Raw genomic sequence first — 20192 nt, 5'->3', positions numbered from 1 at the left:
GTTTATTCCCACGCGCGGTTTTTATTTTTTCTGACGTGGAATAACCTCGAATGCCGGGCGTCTTCCTGGTCCACAGTCCAGCGTAGTGACTAGCCAGAACTTCATGAACGATATCGACGAACAACTCAGAGAAATCATTCCCGGAATGCGGCGGTTTGCCGTGTCGTTGACACGCAACACCAGCAGCGCTGACGACCTGGTGCAGGCGAGCCTGGAGCGGGCGCTGTCGAGTTGGGCTGGCAAACGCGCCGAGGGCGACTTGCGCGCCTGGCTGTTCTCGATTCTCTATCGACAGTTTCTCGATGCGCACCGCCGCTCCCGGCGCTATGCGCGCATGCTCGATTTCTTCACCGGGCGTGACGATGCCCAGCCCTCGGTGGAGCGCACCGTGATTGCCCAATCGACCCTCAACGCCTTCGACCGACTGCCCACCGAGCAACGCGCGCTGCTGCTCTGGGTATCGGTGGAAGGCTTGAGTTACAAAGAGGTCGCCGAGATTCTCGACGTCCCCACCGGCACCGTGATGTCCCGCCTGTCTCGGGCTCGCCAGGCCCTGCGCCAACTCAGCGATGGCGAAATCAACCGCCCTTCCCTGCGGAGACTCAAATGATCAGCATGCCCCCCAGCGAACGAGACCTGCACGCCTACGTCGACCACCAACTGAGCGACGCCGACCGACGCCTGGTGGAGACTTTTCTGGCCGGTAACCCGGAGATGGCCGCGCAAGTGCGCGCCTGGCAGCAGGATGCCCAGACACTGCGCGCAGCCCTGAGTGGTGCCTTGCAACAACCCTCGAACCCGGACCTTGATCCGGCGGTGATACGCCAGCGCCTCAAACGCCAATCCCGTCGACACCTGGCCAGTGCCGCGGTGTTGCTCATCGCTGTCAGCATCGGCGGTTTCAGCGGTTGGCAAGCGCGGGAGATGACGCTCGCGAATCCCCAGCTGCCAATGACCGATGCCCTGCAGGCGTATCGCCTGATTGCCCAGCAAGGCCTCCTGCCGGCGGATTACAAAGTCGGCGACGACGGCGACATGCAGGGGTGGCTCGACCGCTACTTCACCCAGGCCAATCGCCTGCCCGACCTCTCTGGTGCCGGGTTCAAGCCGGCCAGCGGACGCTTGCTGAGTACCGAGCAAGGCCCTGCGGCGATGGTGGTCTACGAGAACCAGGGCGGGCAGAAAATCAGTTTCTATGTGCGCCCGCCAGGGCCGAAAAATTTCCTGCTGCCCAGGGGCAGTCGCAGTGATGGCGAATTGCAGGCCGAGTACTGGTCGGGAAGTGGCTACAACTATGCGATGGTCAGCCCGGCGGATACGGCGGCGGCGCGGATGCTCAACCAGACCGCTCAATTCTGATCACACCACCGCTCCCACAGGGTTTGCGGCGTTCCTTTGGAACCCCGTGACGGTGGCCCACCAATGCCGACACCGCTGGAAGCAGATTCCCTGCTCTGGTTACACTATGGCGCCGCAACACAAAGAGCCTGCCCGCACACCAGAGGTGATATCCCAGTGGCCGTTCGCCCGCCCAACCGTTCGCCAATCAAATCGCGCTGGCAAACGTTGCGTCGCCTTCTCGGCAAGGTACCGGCTGCCGGCAGCGGCGCGGCAGGCCAAGTCATCCACGACTACTTTCGCCATCAGGCCCATGCCCAGGGCTACACCCTCAGTCACAGCCAACAGCGGGTGATCGACTGCATGGCCCGGCATGCCTGCCTGCTGATGGGCACTGCGGCCAAACCCCTTCCGGGCCTTTACCTGCATGGTGCCGTGGGGCGCGGCAAAAGCTGGTTGCTCGACGGGTTTTTCCGGGCCATTCCCCTTGCGCGGAAACAACGCCTGCACTTCCATCAGTTTTTCGCTCAACTGCACCAGGGCATGTTCAAGCACCGCGAACAGGCCGACGCCCTGGCGATCACCCTCGATGAACTGCTCAGCAATTGCCAGGTGCTGTGTTTCGACGAGTTCCATGTGCATGACATCGGCGATGCGATGCTCATCACCCGGTTGTTCAAGGCACTGTTCCAGCGCGGCATCCTGTTGCTGGTCACCTCCAATTACCCACCCGAAGGCCTGCTGCCCAATCCGCTGTACCACGCACGCTTCAAACCGGTGATCGACCTGATCAATGCGCGCATGCAGGTGATGGAAGTCGGCGGGCCCCACGACTATCGCAGCCAGGCCCGACACCATGCGCATCAATTGTTCACTCAAGGTCACTACGTCTGGCCGGCGAGCGTGGCGCAACGACAATCGCTGAACCTGCCCATGCGCAATGCCCCGCCTGTTTCGTTGCCGGTGGGTACCCGGCATTTGCGAGCGCATTTGTGCGAAGGGCGCGGCATCGGTTTTACCTTCACCGAGTTGTGCGATCAGCCCACGGCGGTGATGGATTATCTGGAACTGTGCCGCCAGTTCGACCGCTGGATCATCGATGAACTGCCACTGCTGGGCGATTGCACGATTGCCGCCCAGCAGCGGTTTATCAATCTCATCGACGTGCTGTACGACCAGGACAAGCACCTGACGTTGCTCGGGCAGCACTCATTGCGCGAAAGCCTGGGTGGCGATGCCATTGATCTGGCGCGCACCCGCAGCCGATTGGGGCAACTGGTCGAAGTCAGCGAACCGGTCTGATCGATGTTTTTTTGTTGCATTGACTGCCCCTTTCGCGAGCGGGCTCGCTCCCATATCTTTCCCGGTATCATGTCGCCCATTTCCAGGGCCCCGCGCCCTCCCTTTGGTTAATGGCGAATCTGTTCATGCACACCCTTGCTCAATTGCGCGCCGGCGAGTTGTCGGGCATCACGCGGCTGGATCTGGCCGAAGGCCTGACCGAGTTTCCCCGGGAGATCTTCGATCTGGCGGATTCGCTGGAAGTGCTCAACCTCAGCGGCAATGCCCTGAGCGCGCTGCCAGAGGATTTGCATCGCCTGACCCGTTTGCGCGTGCTGTTCTGCTCCGATAACCGTTTCACCGAGTTGCCGGCCTGTATTGGCCAATGCGCCGCACTGACGATGATCGGCTTCAAGGCCAACCGCATCGCCCACGTGCCCGCAGCGGCACTGCCACCGCTGCTGCGCTGGCTGATCCTGACCGACAACTGCATCGAGACGCTGCCGAGCGAGTTGGGAGAGCGGCCATACCTGCAAAAACTCATGCTTGCCGGTAACCGCCTGCGGGGGTTGCCGGAGTCGATGCACAATTGTCATCGGCTGGAGCTGATCCGCATAGCCGCCAACCAGTTCACCGACTTGCCACAATGGCTACTGACGCTGCCGAGCCTGACCTGGCTGGCCTATGCCGGTAACCCGCTGGAAACCGAAGCCGATGCCGCCGCCCTCGACGCCACACCGCGCATTGACTGGTCGGCATTGCACCTGGAAAAAAAGCTCGGCGAAGGGGCGTCCGGGGTGATCCATCAGGCCGTCTGGCAACCGGCCGACCAACCGTCCACGCCAGTTGCGGTGAAGCTCTACAAGGGCGAAATGACCAGCGATGGCTCGCCCCTGCACGAGATGAACGCCTGCATCACCGCCGGGTTGCATTCGAACCTGATTCGCGTCGAAGGGCGGATTGTCGATCACCCGCAACAAACCGCCGGGTTGGTCATGCAGTTGATCCCGCCGAGTTTTCGCAACCTCGCCAGCCTGCCGAGCCTGGCGTCGTGCAGCCGCGACATCTACCCCGACGACCTGCGCTTGAGTGCCGCGGTGGCGCTGCGCATTGCCTCGGGCATTGCCTCGGTGGCCGAACACCTGCACGGCCATGGCATCACCCACGGCGATCTCTACGGGCACAATATCCTGTGGAATGAGCAGGGTGACTGCTTGCTGGGGGACTTTGGCGCGGCGTCGTTCCACGAAATTTCCGACAGTCTGGAAAGCCGTGCCTTGCAACGGATCGAAGTGCGGGCGTTCGGGGTGTTGCTGGGGGAATTGCTCGCGCGAATCGACTCGGGGTTGAGCGATGAACTGCGTGGAGTGCTGGAGGATCTGGAGCGGCGTTGCTGTCAGCCGAAAGTGCTGGCGCGGCCTGGGTTCAGCGAAGTCGTGCGGCAATTGGAAAGTCTGTAACCGCTGCGCGGTCAATCGCGAGCAAGCCCGCTCCCACAGTTGATCGAGTTGCCCGGCCAGGCGCGATCTAATGTGGGAGCGGGCTTGCTCGCGAAGACGGTGTCACTGGCAAATCAGGTCAACCCGCCAACCCGACAAACATATCCTGCACGTCGTCATGGTTATCGAGGCCTTCGAGGAACGCTTCGACTTCCGCCATCTGCTCATCGCTCAGGCCGGTGACCGGGTTTTTCGGCTGGTAGCCCAGTTTGGCCGACAGCACGGTAAAGCCTTGTTCCGGCAGGGCTTTCTGTACCGCGTCGAGGTCGGTCGGCTCGGTCAGGAACAGGGTTGCACCCTCTTCACCCGGCTCGAAATCCTGTGCACCGGCTTCGATGGCGGCCATCTCCGGATCGGCGTCCGGGGTGTCCGGCGACGCTTCGATCATGCCGACATGGTTGAAGTCCCAGGCCACCGAACCGGAAGCCCCCAGTTGGCCCTTGCGGAACGCCACGCGGATCTCGGCGACGGTGCGGTTGATGTTGTCGGTCACGCACTCAACGATCAACGGTACCTGATGCGGGGCGAACCCTTCATAGGTCACGCGATGGTACTGCACGGTTTCGCCCAGCAGGCCCGCGCCTTTCTTGATGGCGCGATCCAGTGTTTCCTTGGGCATCGAAGCTTTCTTGGCCTGTTCAACCACCAGGCGCAAGTGCGCGTTGGTAGCAATATCAGCGCCGTTACGCGCAGCAATGGTGATTTCCTTTACCAGTTTGCCGAAGATCTTGCCCTTGGCATTAGCTGCCGCTTCTTTGTGTTTAACCTTCCACTGTGCGCCCATTTCTCACTCTCTTATCTGTGGCATCTGTGGCGCCGAGACATCTAATGGCCGACGCTTTGCGCAAGTTTATACGGCCTAAAGTTGGCAATCGACCAAAAAATCCCGACTTGCATCGACATCTTCACCAGCGGTTGTAGGGCGATTCGGAAATGTCGCTTTATCGTGCCCGCAATGCGCCGGGGTTTCGTACGCTTTGCACCCTACTCCACGGCGGTAGCGCGTTCGATGCACAACGACAAGGAAAGTCCCACTACCCTCACGCTTCTCGACGACGACCTGAGCTTCCAGGTGGTCCGGTTCAGTGGTCATGAAGCACTCAACCAACCCTATCGATTCGACATCGAGGTGATCGGGCTGGCACCGGCCCTGAACCTTGAACGATTACTGCACCAACCGGCGTTCCTCGAGTTCGGCCACGATCAAGGCATTCATGGTCTGCTGTACAGCGTCAGTTGTGAATATCGAAGCGGGCACCGGGTCGCTTACAAACTGGTGCTGGTGCCAAGTGTCCAGGCGCTGGATCAGCAACGGCGCCGACGTATTTTCCAGCGCGCCAGCGTACCCATGATCCTGCGCCAGTTGCTCGATGAACATGGGCTGCCTGCCGGCAGCTATCACTTTGAACTGGCAACCGGACACTATCCCCTGCGACCTTTTTGCATTCAGTACGAAGAAACCGACCTGGCGTTTCTGCAACGGCTGTGCGAGGAAGAAGGCATCCACTATCACTTCGAGCATCAACGCGACGGCCACGTGCTGGTTCTGGCCGATGACAGCCTGAGTTTCCCCCAGGCCCCCCTGCTCATGTCGATGAGCCGCGACGCCCTCGACGAACACCAGGAACCCGTGATCAGCGAACTGTTCCAACGCCATGACGCCCCGCTCTCCCCTGTGCGTCCAGGCGCCAGGAATCCGGGTGCAGCGGACATCAGCGAAGGCGCAGCCAATCACTCGTTCGTCACGGCACGGCATTGTCCCGCTGGCGAACAACAACATCGCGACCAGCTCAGCCGTCGACAACTGGAACGCCTGCGCTGCCGACACCTGCAGGTCCACGGTCAAAGTAACCAGAGGGCATTACGCAGTGGCCGGATCCTGCAGGTGGCCGAGCATCCGCTGGCGAATTTCAATGATCAATGGCTGGTTACCGAAATCCGCCATCAGGGTCGTCATTCATCCATTCTGCTCGATGACACACCCGACATGGCCCCGGGTTACCGCAATCAATTCAGCGCCATCCCCTGGTCGACGGTGTTCAGGCCCGCACTCAAACAACCCAGGCCGAATATCCCCGGGTATCAGCCTGGCCAGGTGTGCGGCCCGATCGGGCGACCGGCGACAGTGGACGAGGATGGCAGGGTTCAGGTGAACCTCTGGCCCGCCACACCATCAGCCGCAGAGGGGTCCGACGGCCTGTGGCTACCACTGGCGCTGACCACCGCCGAGGAATGGATCGATCCGGCCCGTTTGCCCGTGGCTGGCAGCGAAGTACTGGTGGTTTTTCTCGACAGTGACCCGGATCGCCCAGTGCTTTGTACGGCCATGGGCCCTCGGCCACAACCTCACCGCCCTCGCCCGCGCGAGCCTCGTGGCGATACCCGCCTGCTGTTCGACTGGCTGCTCTCCCGCTCGGATCTTGCGCCCTGATGCTCAGCCCTTGTCAGCCTTGCCGGCGGCGGCGGCGAACTTCGCCAGGCGCACGTCCAGATGCCGTGGTCGACGCCCGTGATCCTCCGCGCGTTCCTTGCGGCGGATGGCGTTGCGCACCATCAGCGAGCCGATGTAGCGAATCGGCTCCGGCGGGAAAAACCCCAACGGTCCGTTGACCAGCGGCGAACGGGTCCAGGGGTTGTCCAGGCCCTGGACCATCGACGCCAGAATCTGCCCACCCATATGGCAGGGTCCGACACCGCTGCCGGAATAGCCGAAACCGTAGAACACGTTGCCACTGGCGCTCATCTGCCCGAAAAACGGCAGCCCGGTCACCGAGCGGTCCGACGGACCATTCCAGGTCGCTTCGACCTTGACCTCGGCAAACGCCGGGAAGAAATCCGCCAGGCTGTTCTGCAGCAAACCGGCGTAAGGCGAAGGCTGGTCGAACACTGGCAGCATGCGTCCGCCATAAGCGAAGGTATTGCCGCCCTTGCCCAGCATGATCCGGCCGTCCGGGGTGTTGTGGTAGTAGTGCACGAAGATCCGCGAATCGAGCACCGTGACGCCGCTGGTCAAGCCGATTTCGTCGAGCAAATCCGGCCGTGGTTCGGTGATCAGCATGTCGCTGGAAACGATCGCCACGCTGCGTTCGAACTGCGGGAACGCCCGGGCCATCCAGGCGTTCATCGCCAGCACCACGCGGTCGGCGCGAACAGTGCCACCAGGGGTTTGAATGCCCGCCGGCCTACCTTCCTCCAGCCCGGTCATCGCGGTGTTTTCATGAATCTTCACCCCGAGTTGCAGGGCTACCCGGCGCAAGCCACGCACCAGTTTGCCCGGCTGCACACTGGCCGCTGCCGGAGAAAACCAGCCTTCCAGGTGTTTGATGGAGCCCGCCATGCGCTGCACATCGGCCACCGGCCGCTGGCTGAATGAGTTGATGCCGTTGCGCTCCAGCGCCGCGATCACAGCGTCAGTCGAGCCAATTTGAGCGCGGTTGGTCGCGGTGTAGAGCGTACCGTCGAGACGGTAATCGGCGTCCACCCGATACTGTTCGCAGAAGGCGCCAATGGCATGGATGCTGCGCTCGGACTCCTTGACCAGACGTACGGCTTCTTCAACGCCAAACAAACGCTCAAGGGTGAAATACTTGGCCGACCACGACAACGCACAACCGCCATTGCGTCCACTGGCCCCGGCACCGCAGATGTCCGCTTCGATCAGCAACACGTCCAGCTCGGGGTTCTGCTCCTTGAGCATGATCGCGGTCCACAACCCGGTGTAACCACCGCCGACGATACAGACATCGGCGCGGGTGTCGCCTTCCAGTGGCGGACAGGTTTCGGATGCATCAGCCTTCAAGGCCTGGTCCAGCCAAAAGGGTCTCATGGGGTCAATCTCCGGTCAGTGGCCCACACGCCGGCCTGCCGCAGGTGCAGCAGGCGACGAGGGACAGGATTCAGGTACGCAGGGGTTTGATGGTGATCGCCTGGTTGGGCACGTAGGCGAAATGAGTGCCCAGGCCACCGGGGCGGCTGTTCCAGTGCGGGATCAACACCAGCGCCGAGAACATGGCGCAGCCGGCGAAAACGATGAACACGGTAACGGTGTCGAAGTAGCCCGGCAGCAGCCCGCCGAGAATCGCCCCGACCGAGCCGCAGCCGTTGACGAATCCGGCTGCCGTGGCGCCGGCCTTGGCAGTGCCGAAGTCGATAGCGGCCGCGCCGCTGATCATCGAGTCCGGCCCGTAGAGGGTCAGGCCCATGACGAACAGCAGTGCCACCACCAGCAGCACGCTGCCGGTATGCAGGGCGCCCATGAAAAACGCCAGGGACACCGTCAGCGCCAACAGGCTGATCACGCAGGCCGGCATGCGCCGGGCGCCGAACAGTTTGTCCGAGGCCAGGCCAATCAGGATCGGCCCGAGCAACCCGGCCAGTTCAAACGCGGTCGGTATGATCGCCGCGCCGACCTTGCCCACTGAAGGCATCTGTTCGAAGACGATCACCGGCCCCCACAGCAGAATCGCGTAGCGCGCCGGCTTGAGCATGAAGTACGCCAACCCCAACACCAGCACTGTGCGGTTGCGCAGGATTTCCTTCAAAGGCTCCCACATGCTGATTTTACTTTGCGCGTCAGCCTCTTCGGCGGTCAGCTCGGGTTCCGGCTCCACCGCCGGCAAGCCGACGTCTTCCGGTTTGTTGCGTTGGAAAATAAAAAACAGCACGGCGACCAGCCCAACCACCGCCGCACTGGAAATGAACGCCGCATGCCAGCTGCCGATGAGCGTGTACGCCCACCAACCGGCAAACGGCGAGGCTACCAGACCACCAAAGGCGTAGCAGGAACTCCATAGGCCCAATACCCGTCCGCGTTGCTCGGAGGGAAAGAAGCTGCCGAGGTTCTTGCACAGCCCCGACCAACCGGTGGACTGCGCCAGGCCTTGTATCAGCATGCAGGTAGCGAAAATCGGTAGCGTTGCAAAGTTGCCCATCACCAGCGCCGCAGCGGCGGAAATCACCAACCCGCCGAGCACCACCACCCGCGGCCCGAAGCGGTCGGCCAGGATGCCCCAGGTGAATTGGCCGAAGGCGTAGGCCGTCAGGTAGATGGCGTCGAGGTTGGCCATGGCCATTTTGTCGAGCATGAAGGTCGGGTCTTCGCCAATACCGAGCTTGGCGACCGAGAAGGCTTTGCGGGTGAAGTAGAAGGCGGCGTAGGCGAGCCAGGTGATCGCGAAGATCTGCACGCGCCAACGCTTGATGGTGCCGATGTGCTTGTTCATTGTGGTTCTGACCTCAGGGTGTGAGTGTGCCGGCAGAATTGGAAGAAAACGCCTGTGTTTTTATTGTTGAGCACTGCGATATCGCCCTGTCCCTACGGCGGATACCGGTCAGATGAGTCCTGTAGTTGCACGCACAGGCTCATGGCTCCCGCTGCTGTTCGACTGACCAGTCACCGGGGCTGAGGTGGATAAAAACAATTACTGATTAATAAGTGAAATCGATTTATCGTATTTCAAATATAAGGTCAGCTTGTTACTGGAGATTCCCATGTCGGTGTCCCACGCCCAGCTCAAAGCTTTCCACGCCGTGGCGGTGCATGGAAGCTTCACCAAGGCCGCCGAGCGCTTGTTTCTGACGCAACCGGCGATTTCCGACCAGGTGCGCAAACTCGAAGAGCGCTACGGGGTTTTGCTGTTTCACCGCAACAAGCGCTCGGTGCGCCTGACCGATCTGGGCGAGCGGCTGCTGAGCGTTACCCAGCGGCTTTTCGTGATTGAGGCGGAAGCCCAGGAACTGCTCCAGGACTCCCAGGCCTTGCAGACCGGCAGCCTGATTCTGGCGGTGGATGCACCGGTCCACGTGCTGCCGCAGATCGCCCGATTCTGCGAACGCTACCCCGGGATCAGCGTGAAGATCGAAACCGGCAACACCGATGAGTCGCTGTTCCGACTGTTCAACTATCAGGCCGACCTGGCGTTGCTGGGCCGTGACGTCAGCGATGAACGCCTGATCTCCCTGCCCCTGCGTAACGACCCGATGGTGGCGTTCGTGTCGCGCAATCATCCGTGGGCCGAGCGCGAATCCATCACCCTTGCCGACCTCGACGACACACCGCTGGTGTTGCGGGAAGTCGGTTCGGTGACCCGGCAGACGCTGGAGGAGGAAATGGCCGGTGCCGGGTTCCGCATCCGCCCGGCAATTCAGGTTGAAGGTCGCGAGGCAGCGCGGGAGGCGGTGGTTGTGGGGATTGGGGTGGGGGTGGTGTCGGCTGCCGAGTTTGGCGCGGATTCGCGGGTGTGTGCGTTGCCGATTATCGATTGCAAACGACGGTTGACTGAAACCCTGGTGTGTTTGCGCGAACAGAGTTCGCGGCGGGTGGTGGCGACTTTTCTGGAGATGGTGCGGGAGAGCCTTAACTGACCGCATCCCCCCGTAGGAGCTGCCGAAGGCTGCGATCTTTTGATCTTGTTTTTAAAAGCGAAGATCAAAAGATCGCAGCCTTCGGCAGCTCCTACACCGGTGCCAACCCAAAAAACGCCTGTATCAGTCGCAAATCCCGCCGCCGCTCCATACACCCCATCATGTGCCGATTCACCAGCCCCTCGCCGATGATCGGTACCGCCGCCACCCGTGGATCGTGACTGACCTCCACCGACGACACCACCCCCACACCCAGTTCGGCGGCCACCGCCTCGGTCACCGCTTCGCGACTGTCCAGTTCCAGCAGCACCCGTGGATTGACCTTGGCCTGGGCGCATGCCTCATCGAAGGTGCGCCGGGTAATCGAACTCGGTTCGCGCAGCACCATGATCACCTGATCCAGTTCCTTGAGCTGCACGCCTTTGGTCTTCTGCGCCCAAGGATGCCCATCGGGCACCAGCGCGCAAATCCGTGATTCATTCAGCGCCTGCAGATGCAGGCCCTTGCGCGGCTCGACCTCGGTCAGCACCGCCACGTCGGCATGTTCGGACAGCAGCGCCGCCAGGGTTTCCTGGGCGTTGCCCAGGCGCAGGTTCACCGTGATCCCCGGATAGCGTGCACGCAGGCTGGCGAGCATCGGCATGACCATGTGCGGGCCGTCCGCCGCCACTTCCAGGCGCCCGGTCAGCAATTGCCGGTTGGCTTCGAGCATTACCTGCGCCTCTTCGGCCAAGCTGAACATCGCCCGGGTGATTGCCGCCAGTTTGGTGCCCTCCTCCGTCAGTTCCACGCGGCGGGCGGTGCGGCGCAGCAGGGTGATCTGGTAGTGCTCCTCCAGGGCCTTGATGTGCCCGGTGACGGCCGGCTGGCTGATGAACAGCCGCGCCGCCGCCCGGGTAAAGCTGCCTTCCCGGGCCACGGCATCGAAGGCGCGGAGCTGGAACAGGTTCATGAATAACCCTCATTGATGGTTGGCATAACAACAAACAATTTGATTGATAACACGGCAAATTGCAATTTAGGCACCAACGCTTCATCCCATCGATTGCGAGGACACGAGAATGAGTACTGCCGAACCCATCCTGCTCACCCCCGGCCCGTTGACCACGTCGGCCCGCACCCGTCAGGCAATGATGGTTGACTGGGGATCATGGGATGACCGCTTCAATCAACTGACCGCCAGCCTCTGCGAGCAACTGCTGGCCATCATCAACGGCGCCGCCACCCACCACTGCGTGCCCCTGCAAGGCAGCGGCACCTTCGCGGTCGAGGCGGCGATCGGCACGCTGGTGCCTCGGGACGGCAAGATTCTGGTATTGATCAACGGCGCCTACGGCAAGCGCCTGGCGAAAATCTGCGAAGTGCTGGGGCGCTCGTTCAGCACTTTCGAAACCGCCGAGGACGAACCGACCACCGCCACCGACGTCGACCGCCTGCTTCGTGCCGATCAAGACATTACCCATGTCGCCCTGATTCACTGCGAAACCAGCACCGGCATCCTCAATCCGCTGCCAGAGATCGCCCAGGTCATTGCGCAACACGGTAAGCGCCTGATCATCGACGCCATGAGCTCCTTCGGCGCCCTGCCAGTGGATGCGCAACAAGTGCCGTTCGACGCACTGATCGCCGCCTCGGGCAAATGCCTGGAAGGCGTGCCGGGCATGGGTTTTGTCTTCGCTCGCAAAGAGTCCCTGGCCAACGCCGTTGGTAACTCGCATTCGCTGGCGATGGACCTGCAGGACCAGCACGCCTACATGGCCAAGACCGGCCAGTGGCGCTTTACCCCGCCGACCCATGTGGTCGCGGCGCTGCACGAAGCCCTTCTGCAATACAACGAAGAAGGCGGCTTGCCGGCGCGGCACGAACGCTACGCCGCCAACTGCCAGGCATTGATGGAAGAGATGGGCAGACTGGGGCTGCGCAGCTTCCTGCCGGCGGCTATCCAGGCGCCGATCATCGCCACCTTCCACGCCCCGAAAGATCCACGCTACGCATTCAAGGAGTTCTACGAGCGGGTCAAGGCCAAGGGTTACATCCTCTACCCCGGCAAACTGACCCAGGTCGAAACCTTCCGCGTCGGCTGCATCGGCCATGTCCAGCCAGCCGAAATGCGCGAAGCCGTGGCGGCGATTGCTGAAGTGTTGCGCGAGATGGAAGTGTTAGAGATCTAACCCACACCACATTCCCCTGTGGGAGCGAGCTTGCTCGCGATGGGGCCCGATCAGTCAGCACCTTGGTTGAATGGAAGACCGCCATCGCGAGCAAGCTCGCTCCCACAGTAAAAGCGGCTCTCCAATCGTCAGTTTTCTACAGGAAATTAATTGCCATGAACTACTCCAACCCAAGCAAACTGCAAGCCGCCATCCTCGACTGGGCCGGCACCGTGGTCGACTTCGGCTCCTTCGCCCCGACGCAGATTTTCGTCGAAGCCTTCGCCGAATTCGACGTCCAGGTGTCCATCGAAGAGGCCCGTGGCCCGATGGGCATGGGCAAGTGGGACCACATCCGCACCCTGTGCGATCTGCCGGAGGTTGCCGAGCGCTATCGCAAAGTGTTCGGCCGCACGCCGACCGACGATGACGTGACCGCCATCTACCAACGCTTCATGCCGCTGCAGATCGAAAAAATCGCCGAACACTCGGCGCTGATTCCCGGAGCGCTGGAGACCATCGCCAACCTGCGCCAGCAAGGGATCAAGATCGGCTCCTGCTCCGGCTACCCGAAACAGGTCATGGACAAAGTGGTTGAACTGGCTGCCACCAACGGCTACGTGGCCGATCACGTGGTTGCCACCGATGAAGTCCCGAATGGTCGTCCATGGCCCGCCCAGGCGCTGGCCAACGTCATTGCCCTGGGCATCGACGATGTCGCCGCGTGCGTGAAGATCGATGACACGGTGCCGGGCATTCTCGAGGGGCGCCGCGCCGGCATGTGGACCGTGGCGCTGATCTGCTCGGGCAACGCCCTGGGCCTGGACTACGAAGGTTATCGCGCCTTGGGCTGCGACCAACTGGACGGCGAGCGCAAGCGCATCCACGCAATGTTCGAAGGCTCGCGTCCGCACTACATGATCGATACCATCACCGATCTGCCGCAAGTGATCGCCGACATCAACAAGCGCCTGGCCAACGGCGAAATGCCTCAGTCGAGCTGATAAGTCCCCGCATTGCCCCTGTGGGAGCGAGCCTGCTCCCACAGGTTTCTTCTGTGCATTACCCAAACCAGAGCATCCAGCGACCAATCGCCTCAGGCAAACCCGGTGAAACAGGATTACAGTTAGAGCACACCGTCGGATAAGAGCGGTGGCTTTAAACCGGACCTCTGAGGAACACCGTATGCCGTGGAAAAACTCCGAATCGCGCTACAGCACCGTATCGATCGCGCTGCATTGGTTGATGCTGGTCCTGCTGGTGCTGGTTTACGCCTGTATCGAGTTTCGCGGGCTCTTTCCCAAGGGCAGTGGCGGGCGCACGCTGATCGTCGAAACACACTTCATGCTCGGCCTGACCGTATTCGTTCTGGTCTGGGTGCGATTGTTCGCACGCAGCCTCGGCCCGGCGCCGCAGATCTTCCCGGCCTCGGCGCACTGGCAAACGACGCTGGCCAGGCTGATGCACTGGGCGCTGTACATTTTCATGATCGTCACGCCGATTCTCGGCTGGCTGGTCACCAGCGCCAAAGGCAATCAGGTGATGTTCTACGGTGTCGACCTGCCGATGCTGGTAGCGGAAAACAAGGACCTGGCCAAAGAGCTCCAGGGCTGGCACGAGCTCGGCGGCACTATCGGCTACTGGCTGATCGGCCTGCATGCCGTGGCCGGGCTGTATCACCATTATGTGGTGGGCGATAACACCTTGCTGCGGATGATGCCCAAGCGCGTGAACCGCGACTCCTGAGACCAATGAATTGCAGTGTGGGAGCGAGCCTGCTCGCGATGAGGGTGTTGCATTCGGCGCATTTGTCGACTGACCCACCGCCATCGTCGGAACGCCGCCCGGAGCAAGCTCGCTCCCACATTGGTTTGCGGTGCGTTTCAGGCTTGTGAGTCAAATCCCCGCCGCCCCTGCAAGCCGCCCGTGTGGACAAAGATCAGTCGTGTGCCCCGGGCGAACTTGCCCGCCTCGACTTGTTGCTTGAGGGCCATGAGTGCCTTGCCGGTGTACAGCGGCTCCAATGGAATACTCCCGGCCTGCTCTGTCTTTTCGATAAAGTCGAGCAGCAGCGGATCCACCTTGGCGAAGCCGCCGCGACTTGCATCGATCAGTTCATACCTCGCATTGACTACACCGGCTTCCTGCACGATCCGCTCGACCATCTGCGCCACCCCATGATCGTCAGGCACCGCCAGGGCACCGTACACCGGATGATCCCCCGCTTCGGCCAGCACCAGGCCGGCCAGGGTCGTGCCGGTGCCGCAGGCCAGCCACCAGCCGTCATGGTCGCTCCAGCCCAAGCCCGGCAATTGCGCGCAAACAGTGGCCCGCAACTGCATGCAACCCAAGGCACCAGGCAAACCGCCTCCCCCTTCAGGCACCGGATGCAACCTCGGGTAGCGGGTTTGCCAGGGTTGCCAGAAACCCGCTTCATGCCTTGCCCGATAGCCTGCATACCCCAGCCAGTGCAACTGCATGCCGAACGCCTGCAAGTCCTTGACCGTCGGGGTTTGCTGAGGATGCCCGCGCAACAGGCCGACGGTGGCAAAGCCGAAACGCTTGCCCGCCGCCGCCAACGCGTGGAGGTGATTGGAGTGCGCGCCACCGAGACTGATGATGCCTTCGGCCCCCAGGCGGTCAGCAGTTTTCAGGTGTTCGATGAGCTTGAACCATTTGTTGCCGCTGATCAGCGGGTCGATCTGGTCCAGCCGCAGGACCGCCACTTCGATGCCGGCTCGAGTGAGCCAGTCGAGGTGAAGGGGGTCGAGGGGGGCTTGAAGAAACCAATTGTCTGGAGGAGAAAGCATGATGCCGGATCTATGGAAAGATCCGGCATCTTAACAGCCGACTTGTGCTGTGAACCCGAACGATGTGCGTTACAACTGCGCCGCCAAACGCGAACCCTGATTGATCGCCCGCTTGGCATCCAGCTCTGCCGCGACATCCGCGCCGCCGATCAGGTGCACGCTCTGCCCCGCCGACACCAGGCCGTCATGCAACTCGCGCAGCGGGTCCTGCCCGGCGCAAATCACGATGTTGTCCACTGGCAACAGCTGCGGCTCGCCGGTTTCGCCGATGCGGATGTGCAGGCCTTCGTCGTCGATCTTCAGGTATTCGACGCTGTTGAGCATCTGCACCTGCTTGTTCTTCAGACCGGTGCGATGAATCCAGCCGGTGGTCTTGCCCAGGCCGTCGCCGACCTTGGATTTCTTGCGTTGCAGCAGGTATACCTCGCGGGCCGGCGCATGGGGCGCGGCCTTGATACCGGCGACACCGCCGCGCGCTTCAAGGTGTGTATCGATACCCCATTCTTTCCAGAACGCGGCACGATCCTGACTGGTCGCTACGCCTTCATGGACGAGGAATTCCGAGACGTCAAAACCGATACCACCGGCGCCAATCACCGCGACGCGCTTGCCGACCGGTTTGCGCGCCAGGATCACGTCCAGGTAGCTCAGCACCTTGGCGTTTTCCACCCCCGGAATGGCCGGCAGGCGCGGCGCAATGCCGGTGGCCAGAATGATCTCGTCGTAGCCGCCCTCGACCAGCCCGGCCACATCGACGCGGGTGTTCAGGCACACCTCGACGTTGGTGGTCTGCAACTTGCGGTTGAAGTAGCGAATGGTCTCAAAGAACTCTTCCTTGCCCGGAACACGCTTGGCGATGTTGAACTGACCACCGATTTCGCTGGCCGAATCGAACAGCGTCACTTGATGGCCACGCTCGGCGGCCACGGTCGCGGCGGACAAACCGGCCGGGCCGGCACCGACCACGGCGATTTTCTTCAGTTGCTGCACCGGCAGGTAATTGAGCTCGGTTTCATGGCAGGCACGCGGGTTGACCAGGCAACTGGTCAGCTTGCCGCCGAAGGTGTGGTCGAGGCAGGCCTGGTTGCAACCGATGCAGGTGTTGATTTCATCGGCGCGACCTTCAGCGGCCTTGTTGACGAAGTCCGGGTCGGCGAGGAACGGCCGCGCCATGGACACCATGTCGGCATCGCCCTCGGCGAGGATCTGCTCGGCGACTTCAGGGGTGTTGATACGGTTGGTGGTGATCAGCGGAATATTGACCGAACCACGCAGCTTGGCCGTGACCTTGCTGAAGGCCGCGCGCGGCACTTTGGTTGCGATGGTCGGAATCCGCGCTTCGTGCCAGCCGATACCGGTGTTGATGATGGTCGCGCCGGCCTGTTCGATGGCCTTGGCCAACTGCACGATCTCTTCCCAGGTGCTGCCGCCTTCGACCAGGTCGAGCATCGACAGTCGGAAAATGATGATGAAGTTCGGGCCTACCGCTTCACGAACGCGACGAACGATCTCCACCGGCAGACGCATGCGGTTTTCATAGCTGCCACCCCAACGATCGGTACGGTGGTTGGTGTGCGCGGCGAGGAACTGGTTAATGAAATAACCTTCGGAACCCATGATTTCCACGCCGTCGTACTCGGCGGTTTGCGCCAGTACCGAGCAGGTGACGAAATCGCTGATCTGCTTCTCGATGCCTTCCTCGTCCAGCTCCTTGGGCTTGAACGGGTTGATCGGCGCCTGGATCGCGCTAGGGGCAACCTGTTTCGGGCTATAGGCATAACGACCGGCATGGAGGATCTGCATGCAGATCTTGCCTCCCGCGTCATGTACGGCACGGGTGACGATACGGTGCTTGAGCGCCTCTTCCTCTGTCGTCAGCTTGGCCGCGCCGGAATACACGCCACCCTCTTCGTTCGGGCCGATACCGCCGGTGACCATCAGGCCGACACCGCCACGGGCACGCTCGGCAAAGTAAGCCGCCATGCGCTCGAAGCCACCCGGTTTCTCTTCCAGGCCCGTGTGCATCGACCCCATCAGGGTGCGATTGCGCAGCGTGGTGAAACCCAGGTCCAGCGGAGCCAGCAGGTGCGGGTATTGAGCGGCGGTCATCGGTAACTCCACATCGAGCGATCACGGAAAGTGCAGGAGCTCTACGGCCCCCGTCAGTCATGTTCGACAGACTAAGAGTCACGCCACCATCCCTCAATGACCGTAACTGACAAATTATTGATCGAAATGAGCAGAAGCTTTGGGCCGCCGGGAATGATTCAAAACAAAAACGACCTTGCGGTGCAGGTCCGGATTGAAACCTGCACCCTGAAGGCCGCCTTTCGGGCTCTGGACAAGTCCGCAAGATTTACGCGAAGAACCGGCTTAGCATGCGCTTGCTACTGCCCGCGCCGGCGCAACGCAGACGTCCTGTTGTTTCGCTCGCTGGGTCAACACCAGCATCGTCAGGAACCCGAGCGCAATCAGTACCGGATAGGCCATCAACAGTTCGGAAAGGGAATACTTCCAAGCCAAGGGACGACCGACACCCAGCATGGCGGCATACATCCAGGACACCGCCGACAACGAACCGCAGGCCAACGCCAGCATTCGTGCACTGAATCGGAGATTGAGCAAGGAGCCTGCCTTTTGCAGGGCCGGCAGTACCAGGCGATGCAACAAGATGCCGTTGTAAGTCAACAACGCCACAATAATGACTTTGGCTTGAAGTTTTGGATTCATGAAGTACTCGACACCTTTTTCCAGGTAATCGATACCGACGACAGCGATGCCCGTTACCCACAGCGCTATTAGTGAAACGATGACAGATCTTTGAAGACTTTCCATGTGAGCATTATCATGCTCAGTTAATATTTTCCGTTTTAAAAGATCCCTGACCATCGCGACATCACTGGTCAACACCAGCCCGATGGCCACACAACACGCCACCAAATGAACATAAATAACCCCCAGACGCAAAAACTCCAGGAATTCCTTATTTTCCAGCAGACTCATAATGGTATTTATCGCCACGGTATTTTCTCCACCTTATTCGAGAGTACGGATCGACTACTTGACAGAATCTTTAATTATTAAAAATTCTGTACGACCTTACTTCTAAAAGATAAGCCAAATCATGGACTCGGCACTCTCAACCTCATTGATTCACCTGGCGAATCAATGACCGGTTGATTTATCGCCTCCCTGAGTTTCAGATAAAAACCCCCAGTGGCATTCACTGCACTTGAGATTCTATTTCCACTTCTTTTTTTTCAATCGCGGGGGCAGGTCATGGCTGACGTGCTCAAGGATCAGAGGCCACAGACGCTACAATGTTCATTTTCCGCACAAGCCACCGACAAACGGTGCGTAGCGCAAGTTCGCCTGAAGCGACAGCAATGAGTCAACTTCCCCGCTATTGCCCACAGCAACTGGCCTGCTTGCCTGGATGCACTTCGAGCATTGCATATTGGATCCGCTAGTTGTTATACATCCCATAAGTCTCGCAATAGCGAGTAACTCTCATCCAAGGCAAACTCCAACGACGGACTTCACGGTGATCCAGCCACCCTTTCAGGCAGACAGCAATACAGGATCAACTGAAAGGAACAGGATATTAAAAGCAAATTAGTCGTCAGCGAATGAAACTGCACGCATTCAAACCCTATCGGATGGCAAGTACCTTGAAACGGCATACCCGCTAATTGTGGTCTCGCTCAAAATCCGAAGTAGATAAATGCCGTAGCGGCCACGACACCCCATGCGACCAACGCCATTACCGTTGAATTTTGCGTTGACCGGGATTTGTCCAGGCGCCGCAAGCCGAACTTCGAAAAGCCGACCTGTTCATAACAGCAATACATGATCGCCCGGTAGGTATATCGCAGGCCGACCAACAGAAACAGGGTAATCAGGCCAAGGACAAGTCCATGCCTGATAGCCGGTTCAACCAATTCCACAAGGTGATCCTGTTCGCAAGCAACGCTATCGACTTCCACAAGGGTTATTTGCCGGTAGTCCGCCGAAGACCGCTTTTGGCCAATCTGGATCACCGCCTGTTGCTCCAGATCCAGCGCCTGATACTTCCAGAGCGTTGATGACCCTTCTCGACAGAACGTAAAAGCAGCAGGACTTGAGATGGCGACAATACAAGCGTCGTTGATATCCAGTTTTTTCAGCGTTTCCGTGGCTGACCTGGTGAAATCCAGGTCGAACACCGGATTAACACCGGTAGCAAAAGCCGCGACCGAAACCAATAGACTGCTCAAGAGGCAGATGGCTGAAATGTTCAAGGCCGGGTTTCCCTTTTTCAATTGATTCTTTGATTTCGCAGTTCGGTTCCAACCTGCCGCCTTGATGAGTTCCAGTACGCTGCTGGCACCCCGATAGCTAATGGGCAATTGAGTGGATGGAGAAAGGGAGGGCATCCATTGCCCTCCCCTCCGTGGTCCACGCTCCCTGCGACAGTCCTTGCCAGGACCTCAAGAGGCCAGAATGAAGTCTGTGGCCGAAACGGTGTTTGGATCACCCACACCTACCAGGGTGATGGAACCCGCACCGAAGTTGAGCAACGTATCCGCACCGAGATCAACGACATTGACACTGCTGCCAAAGGTCGCCGCCGTGATGTTGAGAGCGGCGAAGTTGAGCAGATCCTGGCCTCCCGCCGCGTCGGTATCGAAGCCGAGGATCCGGTCATTGCCGAAGCCCGCGGCGAACACGAAGATATCGTCGCCATTAGAAGCAACCATCGTGTCGTTGCC

17 protein-coding genes and 1 pseudogene are annotated in these 20192 nt (G+C 60.5%); 9 read left to right on the top strand and 9 right to left on the bottom strand.

Features of this window, described 5'->3' with window-relative positions:
• Positions 1-103: 103 nt before the first annotated feature.
• The 4 genes from ASD95_RS09425 to ASD95_RS09410 all read left to right on the top strand — a co-directional run bounded on the left by ASD95_RS09425 (position 104) and on the right by ASD95_RS09410 (position 4079).
• On the top strand, positions 104-610 hold the full coding sequence (locus tag ASD95_RS09425) for a sigma-70 family RNA polymerase sigma factor (protein WP_056724050.1): 507 nt from the start codon (positions 104-106) through the stop codon (positions 608-610).
• On the top strand, positions 607-1359 hold the full coding sequence (locus ASD95_RS09420; protein WP_056724048.1) for an anti-sigma factor family protein: 753 nt from the start codon (positions 607-609) through the stop codon (positions 1357-1359). Before ASD95_RS09425 ends, ASD95_RS09420 begins: the two co-directional genes overlap by 4 nt.
• A gap of 156 nt (positions 1360-1515) precedes the next feature.
• On the top strand, positions 1516-2640 hold the full coding sequence (zapE, locus tag ASD95_RS09415) for a cell division protein ZapE (protein WP_056724046.1): 1125 nt from the start codon (positions 1516-1518) through the stop codon (positions 2638-2640).
• 125 nt (positions 2641-2765) lie between these two features.
• Positions 2766-4079: a leucine-rich repeat-containing protein kinase family protein gene (locus tag ASD95_RS09410; protein WP_056724044.1), complete on the top strand. Its 1314-nt coding sequence runs from the start codon at positions 2766-2768 to the stop codon at positions 4077-4079.
• Positions 4080-4197: 118 nt separating this feature from the next.
• On the opposite strand, the gene ASD95_RS09405 is transcribed toward ASD95_RS09410, so the two are convergent.
• Complete coding sequence (locus tag ASD95_RS09405; protein ID WP_056724042.1) at positions 4198-4902, bottom strand: YebC/PmpR family DNA-binding transcriptional regulator; 705 nt, start codon at positions 4900-4902, stop codon at positions 4198-4200.
• Positions 4903-5127: 225 nt separating this feature from the next.
• On the opposite strand from ASD95_RS09405, the gene ASD95_RS09400 reads away from it, so the two are divergent.
• On the top strand, positions 5128-6549 hold the full coding sequence (locus ASD95_RS09400; protein ID WP_056724040.1) for a type VI secretion system Vgr family protein: 1422 nt from the start codon (positions 5128-5130) through the stop codon (positions 6547-6549).
• 3 nt (positions 6550-6552) lie between these two features.
• Here the strand turns inward: ASD95_RS09400 and ASD95_RS09395 are convergent, their stop codons facing one another.
• Both ASD95_RS09395 and ASD95_RS09390 read right to left on the bottom strand, forming a co-directional pair.
• A complete protein-coding gene (locus ASD95_RS09395; RefSeq protein WP_056724038.1) occupies positions 6553-7944 on the bottom strand; it encodes an FAD-dependent oxidoreductase in 1392 nt (463 codons plus the stop codon).
• Between the two features lie 70 nt (positions 7945-8014).
• On the bottom strand, positions 8015-9340 hold the full coding sequence (locus ASD95_RS09390; protein WP_056724036.1) for an MFS transporter: 1326 nt from the start codon (positions 9338-9340) through the stop codon (positions 8015-8017).
• Positions 9341-9608: 268 nt separating this feature from the next.
• Between ASD95_RS09390 and ASD95_RS09385 the strand changes: the two genes are divergently transcribed.
• A complete protein-coding gene (locus tag ASD95_RS09385) occupies positions 9609-10481 on the top strand; it encodes a LysR family transcriptional regulator (protein ID WP_056724034.1) in 873 nt (290 codons plus the stop codon).
• 91 nt (positions 10482-10572) lie between these two features.
• On the opposite strand, the gene ASD95_RS09380 is transcribed toward ASD95_RS09385, so the two are convergent.
• Positions 10573-11433: a LysR substrate-binding domain-containing protein gene (locus ASD95_RS09380; RefSeq protein WP_056724032.1), complete on the bottom strand. Its 861-nt coding sequence runs from the start codon at positions 11431-11433 to the stop codon at positions 10573-10575.
• A gap of 109 nt (positions 11434-11542) precedes the next feature.
• On the opposite strand from ASD95_RS09380, the gene ASD95_RS09375 reads away from it, so the two are divergent.
• From ASD95_RS09375 to ASD95_RS09365, 3 genes are all read left to right on the top strand, one after another.
• Positions 11543-12652, top strand: a complete 1110-nt coding sequence (locus ASD95_RS09375; protein ID WP_056724030.1) for a 2-aminoethylphosphonate--pyruvate transaminase — start codon at positions 11543-11545, stop codon at positions 12650-12652.
• 155 nt (positions 12653-12807) lie between these two features.
• Positions 12808-13635, top strand: coding sequence for a phosphonoacetaldehyde hydrolase (gene phnX / locus ASD95_RS09370; RefSeq protein WP_056724028.1), 828 nt, complete (start codon positions 12808-12810; stop codon positions 13633-13635).
• Between the two features lie 181 nt (positions 13636-13816).
• Complete coding sequence (locus ASD95_RS09365) at positions 13817-14377, top strand: cytochrome b (RefSeq protein WP_056724026.1); 561 nt, start codon at positions 13817-13819, stop codon at positions 14375-14377.
• 137 nt (positions 14378-14514) lie between these two features.
• Here the strand turns inward: ASD95_RS09365 and ASD95_RS09360 are convergent, their stop codons facing one another.
• The 5 genes and pseudogenes from ASD95_RS09360 to ASD95_RS29355 all read right to left on the bottom strand — a co-directional run.
• Positions 14515-15441 carry a 1-aminocyclopropane-1-carboxylate deaminase/D-cysteine desulfhydrase gene (locus ASD95_RS09360; RefSeq protein WP_056724024.1) on the bottom strand — a complete coding sequence of 309 codons (927 nt, stop codon included), beginning with the start codon at positions 15439-15441 and terminating at the stop codon, positions 14515-14517.
• Between the two features lie 69 nt (positions 15442-15510).
• The gene (locus tag ASD95_RS09355) at positions 15511-17550 is read right to left on the bottom strand and encodes an oxidoreductase (protein WP_056724021.1); all 2040 of its coding nucleotides are present in this window, start codon (positions 17548-17550) and stop codon (positions 15511-15513) included.
• 264 nt (positions 17551-17814) lie between these two features.
• Positions 17815-18462, bottom strand: coding sequence for a hypothetical protein (locus ASD95_RS09350; RefSeq protein ID WP_056724018.1), 648 nt, complete (start codon positions 18460-18462; stop codon positions 17815-17817).
• A gap of 683 nt (positions 18463-19145) precedes the next feature.
• Positions 19146-19856, bottom strand: coding sequence for a hypothetical protein (locus ASD95_RS29115; protein ID WP_156385755.1), 711 nt, complete (start codon positions 19854-19856; stop codon positions 19146-19148).
• A gap of 54 nt (positions 19857-19910) precedes the next feature.
• Positions 19911-20192 (bottom strand): annotated as a pseudogene (locus ASD95_RS29355) (calcium-binding protein); the annotation flags it as partial.

The sequence above is a fragment of the Pseudomonas sp. Root71 genome, assembly GCF_001429045.1.
GTDB lineage: Bacteria > Pseudomonadota > Gammaproteobacteria > Pseudomonadales > Pseudomonadaceae > Aquipseudomonas > Aquipseudomonas monachiensis.
The sequence above is the reverse complement of the archived record's forward strand: the minus strand, read 5'-3'. Positions and strand labels throughout refer to the sequence as shown.

Coding starts and splice junctions, on each gene's coding strand:
- ASD95_RS29115 (WP_156385755.1), bottom strand. CDS start 19,856: ATGCCCTCCCTTTCTCCATCCACTCAATTGCCCATTAGCTATCGGGGT.
- ASD95_RS09400 (WP_056724040.1), top strand. CDS start 5,128: ATGCACAACGACAAGGAAAGTCCCACTACCCTCACGCTTCTCGACGAC.
- ASD95_RS09405 (WP_056724042.1), bottom strand. CDS start 4,902: ATGGGCGCACAGTGGAAGGTTAAACACAAAGAAGCGGCAGCTAATGCC.
- ASD95_RS09385 (WP_056724034.1), top strand. CDS start 9,609: ATGTCGGTGTCCCACGCCCAGCTCAAAGCTTTCCACGCCGTGGCGGTG.
- ASD95_RS09360 (WP_056724024.1), bottom strand. CDS start 15,441: ATGCTTTCTCCTCCAGACAATTGGTTTCTTCAAGCCCCCCTCGACCCC.
- ASD95_RS09365 (WP_056724026.1), top strand. CDS start 13,817: ATGCCGTGGAAAAACTCCGAATCGCGCTACAGCACCGTATCGATCGCG.
- ASD95_RS09380 (WP_056724032.1), bottom strand. CDS start 11,433: ATGAACCTGTTCCAGCTCCGCGCCTTCGATGCCGTGGCCCGGGAAGGC.
- ASD95_RS09375 (WP_056724030.1), top strand. CDS start 11,543: ATGAGTACTGCCGAACCCATCCTGCTCACCCCCGGCCCGTTGACCACG.
- ASD95_RS09395 (WP_056724038.1), bottom strand. CDS start 7,944: ATGAGACCCTTTTGGCTGGACCAGGCCTTGAAGGCTGATGCATCCGAA.
- ASD95_RS09420 (WP_056724048.1), top strand. CDS start 607: ATGATCAGCATGCCCCCCAGCGAACGAGACCTGCACGCCTACGTCGAC.
- ASD95_RS09410 (WP_056724044.1), top strand. CDS start 2,766: ATGCACACCCTTGCTCAATTGCGCGCCGGCGAGTTGTCGGGCATCACG.
- phnX (WP_056724028.1), top strand. CDS start 12,808: ATGAACTACTCCAACCCAAGCAAACTGCAAGCCGCCATCCTCGACTGG.
- ASD95_RS09390 (WP_056724036.1), bottom strand. CDS start 9,340: ATGAACAAGCACATCGGCACCATCAAGCGTTGGCGCGTGCAGATCTTC.
- ASD95_RS09425 (WP_056724050.1), top strand. CDS start 104: ATGAACGATATCGACGAACAACTCAGAGAAATCATTCCCGGAATGCGG.
- ASD95_RS09355 (WP_056724021.1), bottom strand. CDS start 17,550: ATGACCGCCGCTCAATACCCGCACCTGCTGGCTCCGCTGGACCTGGGT.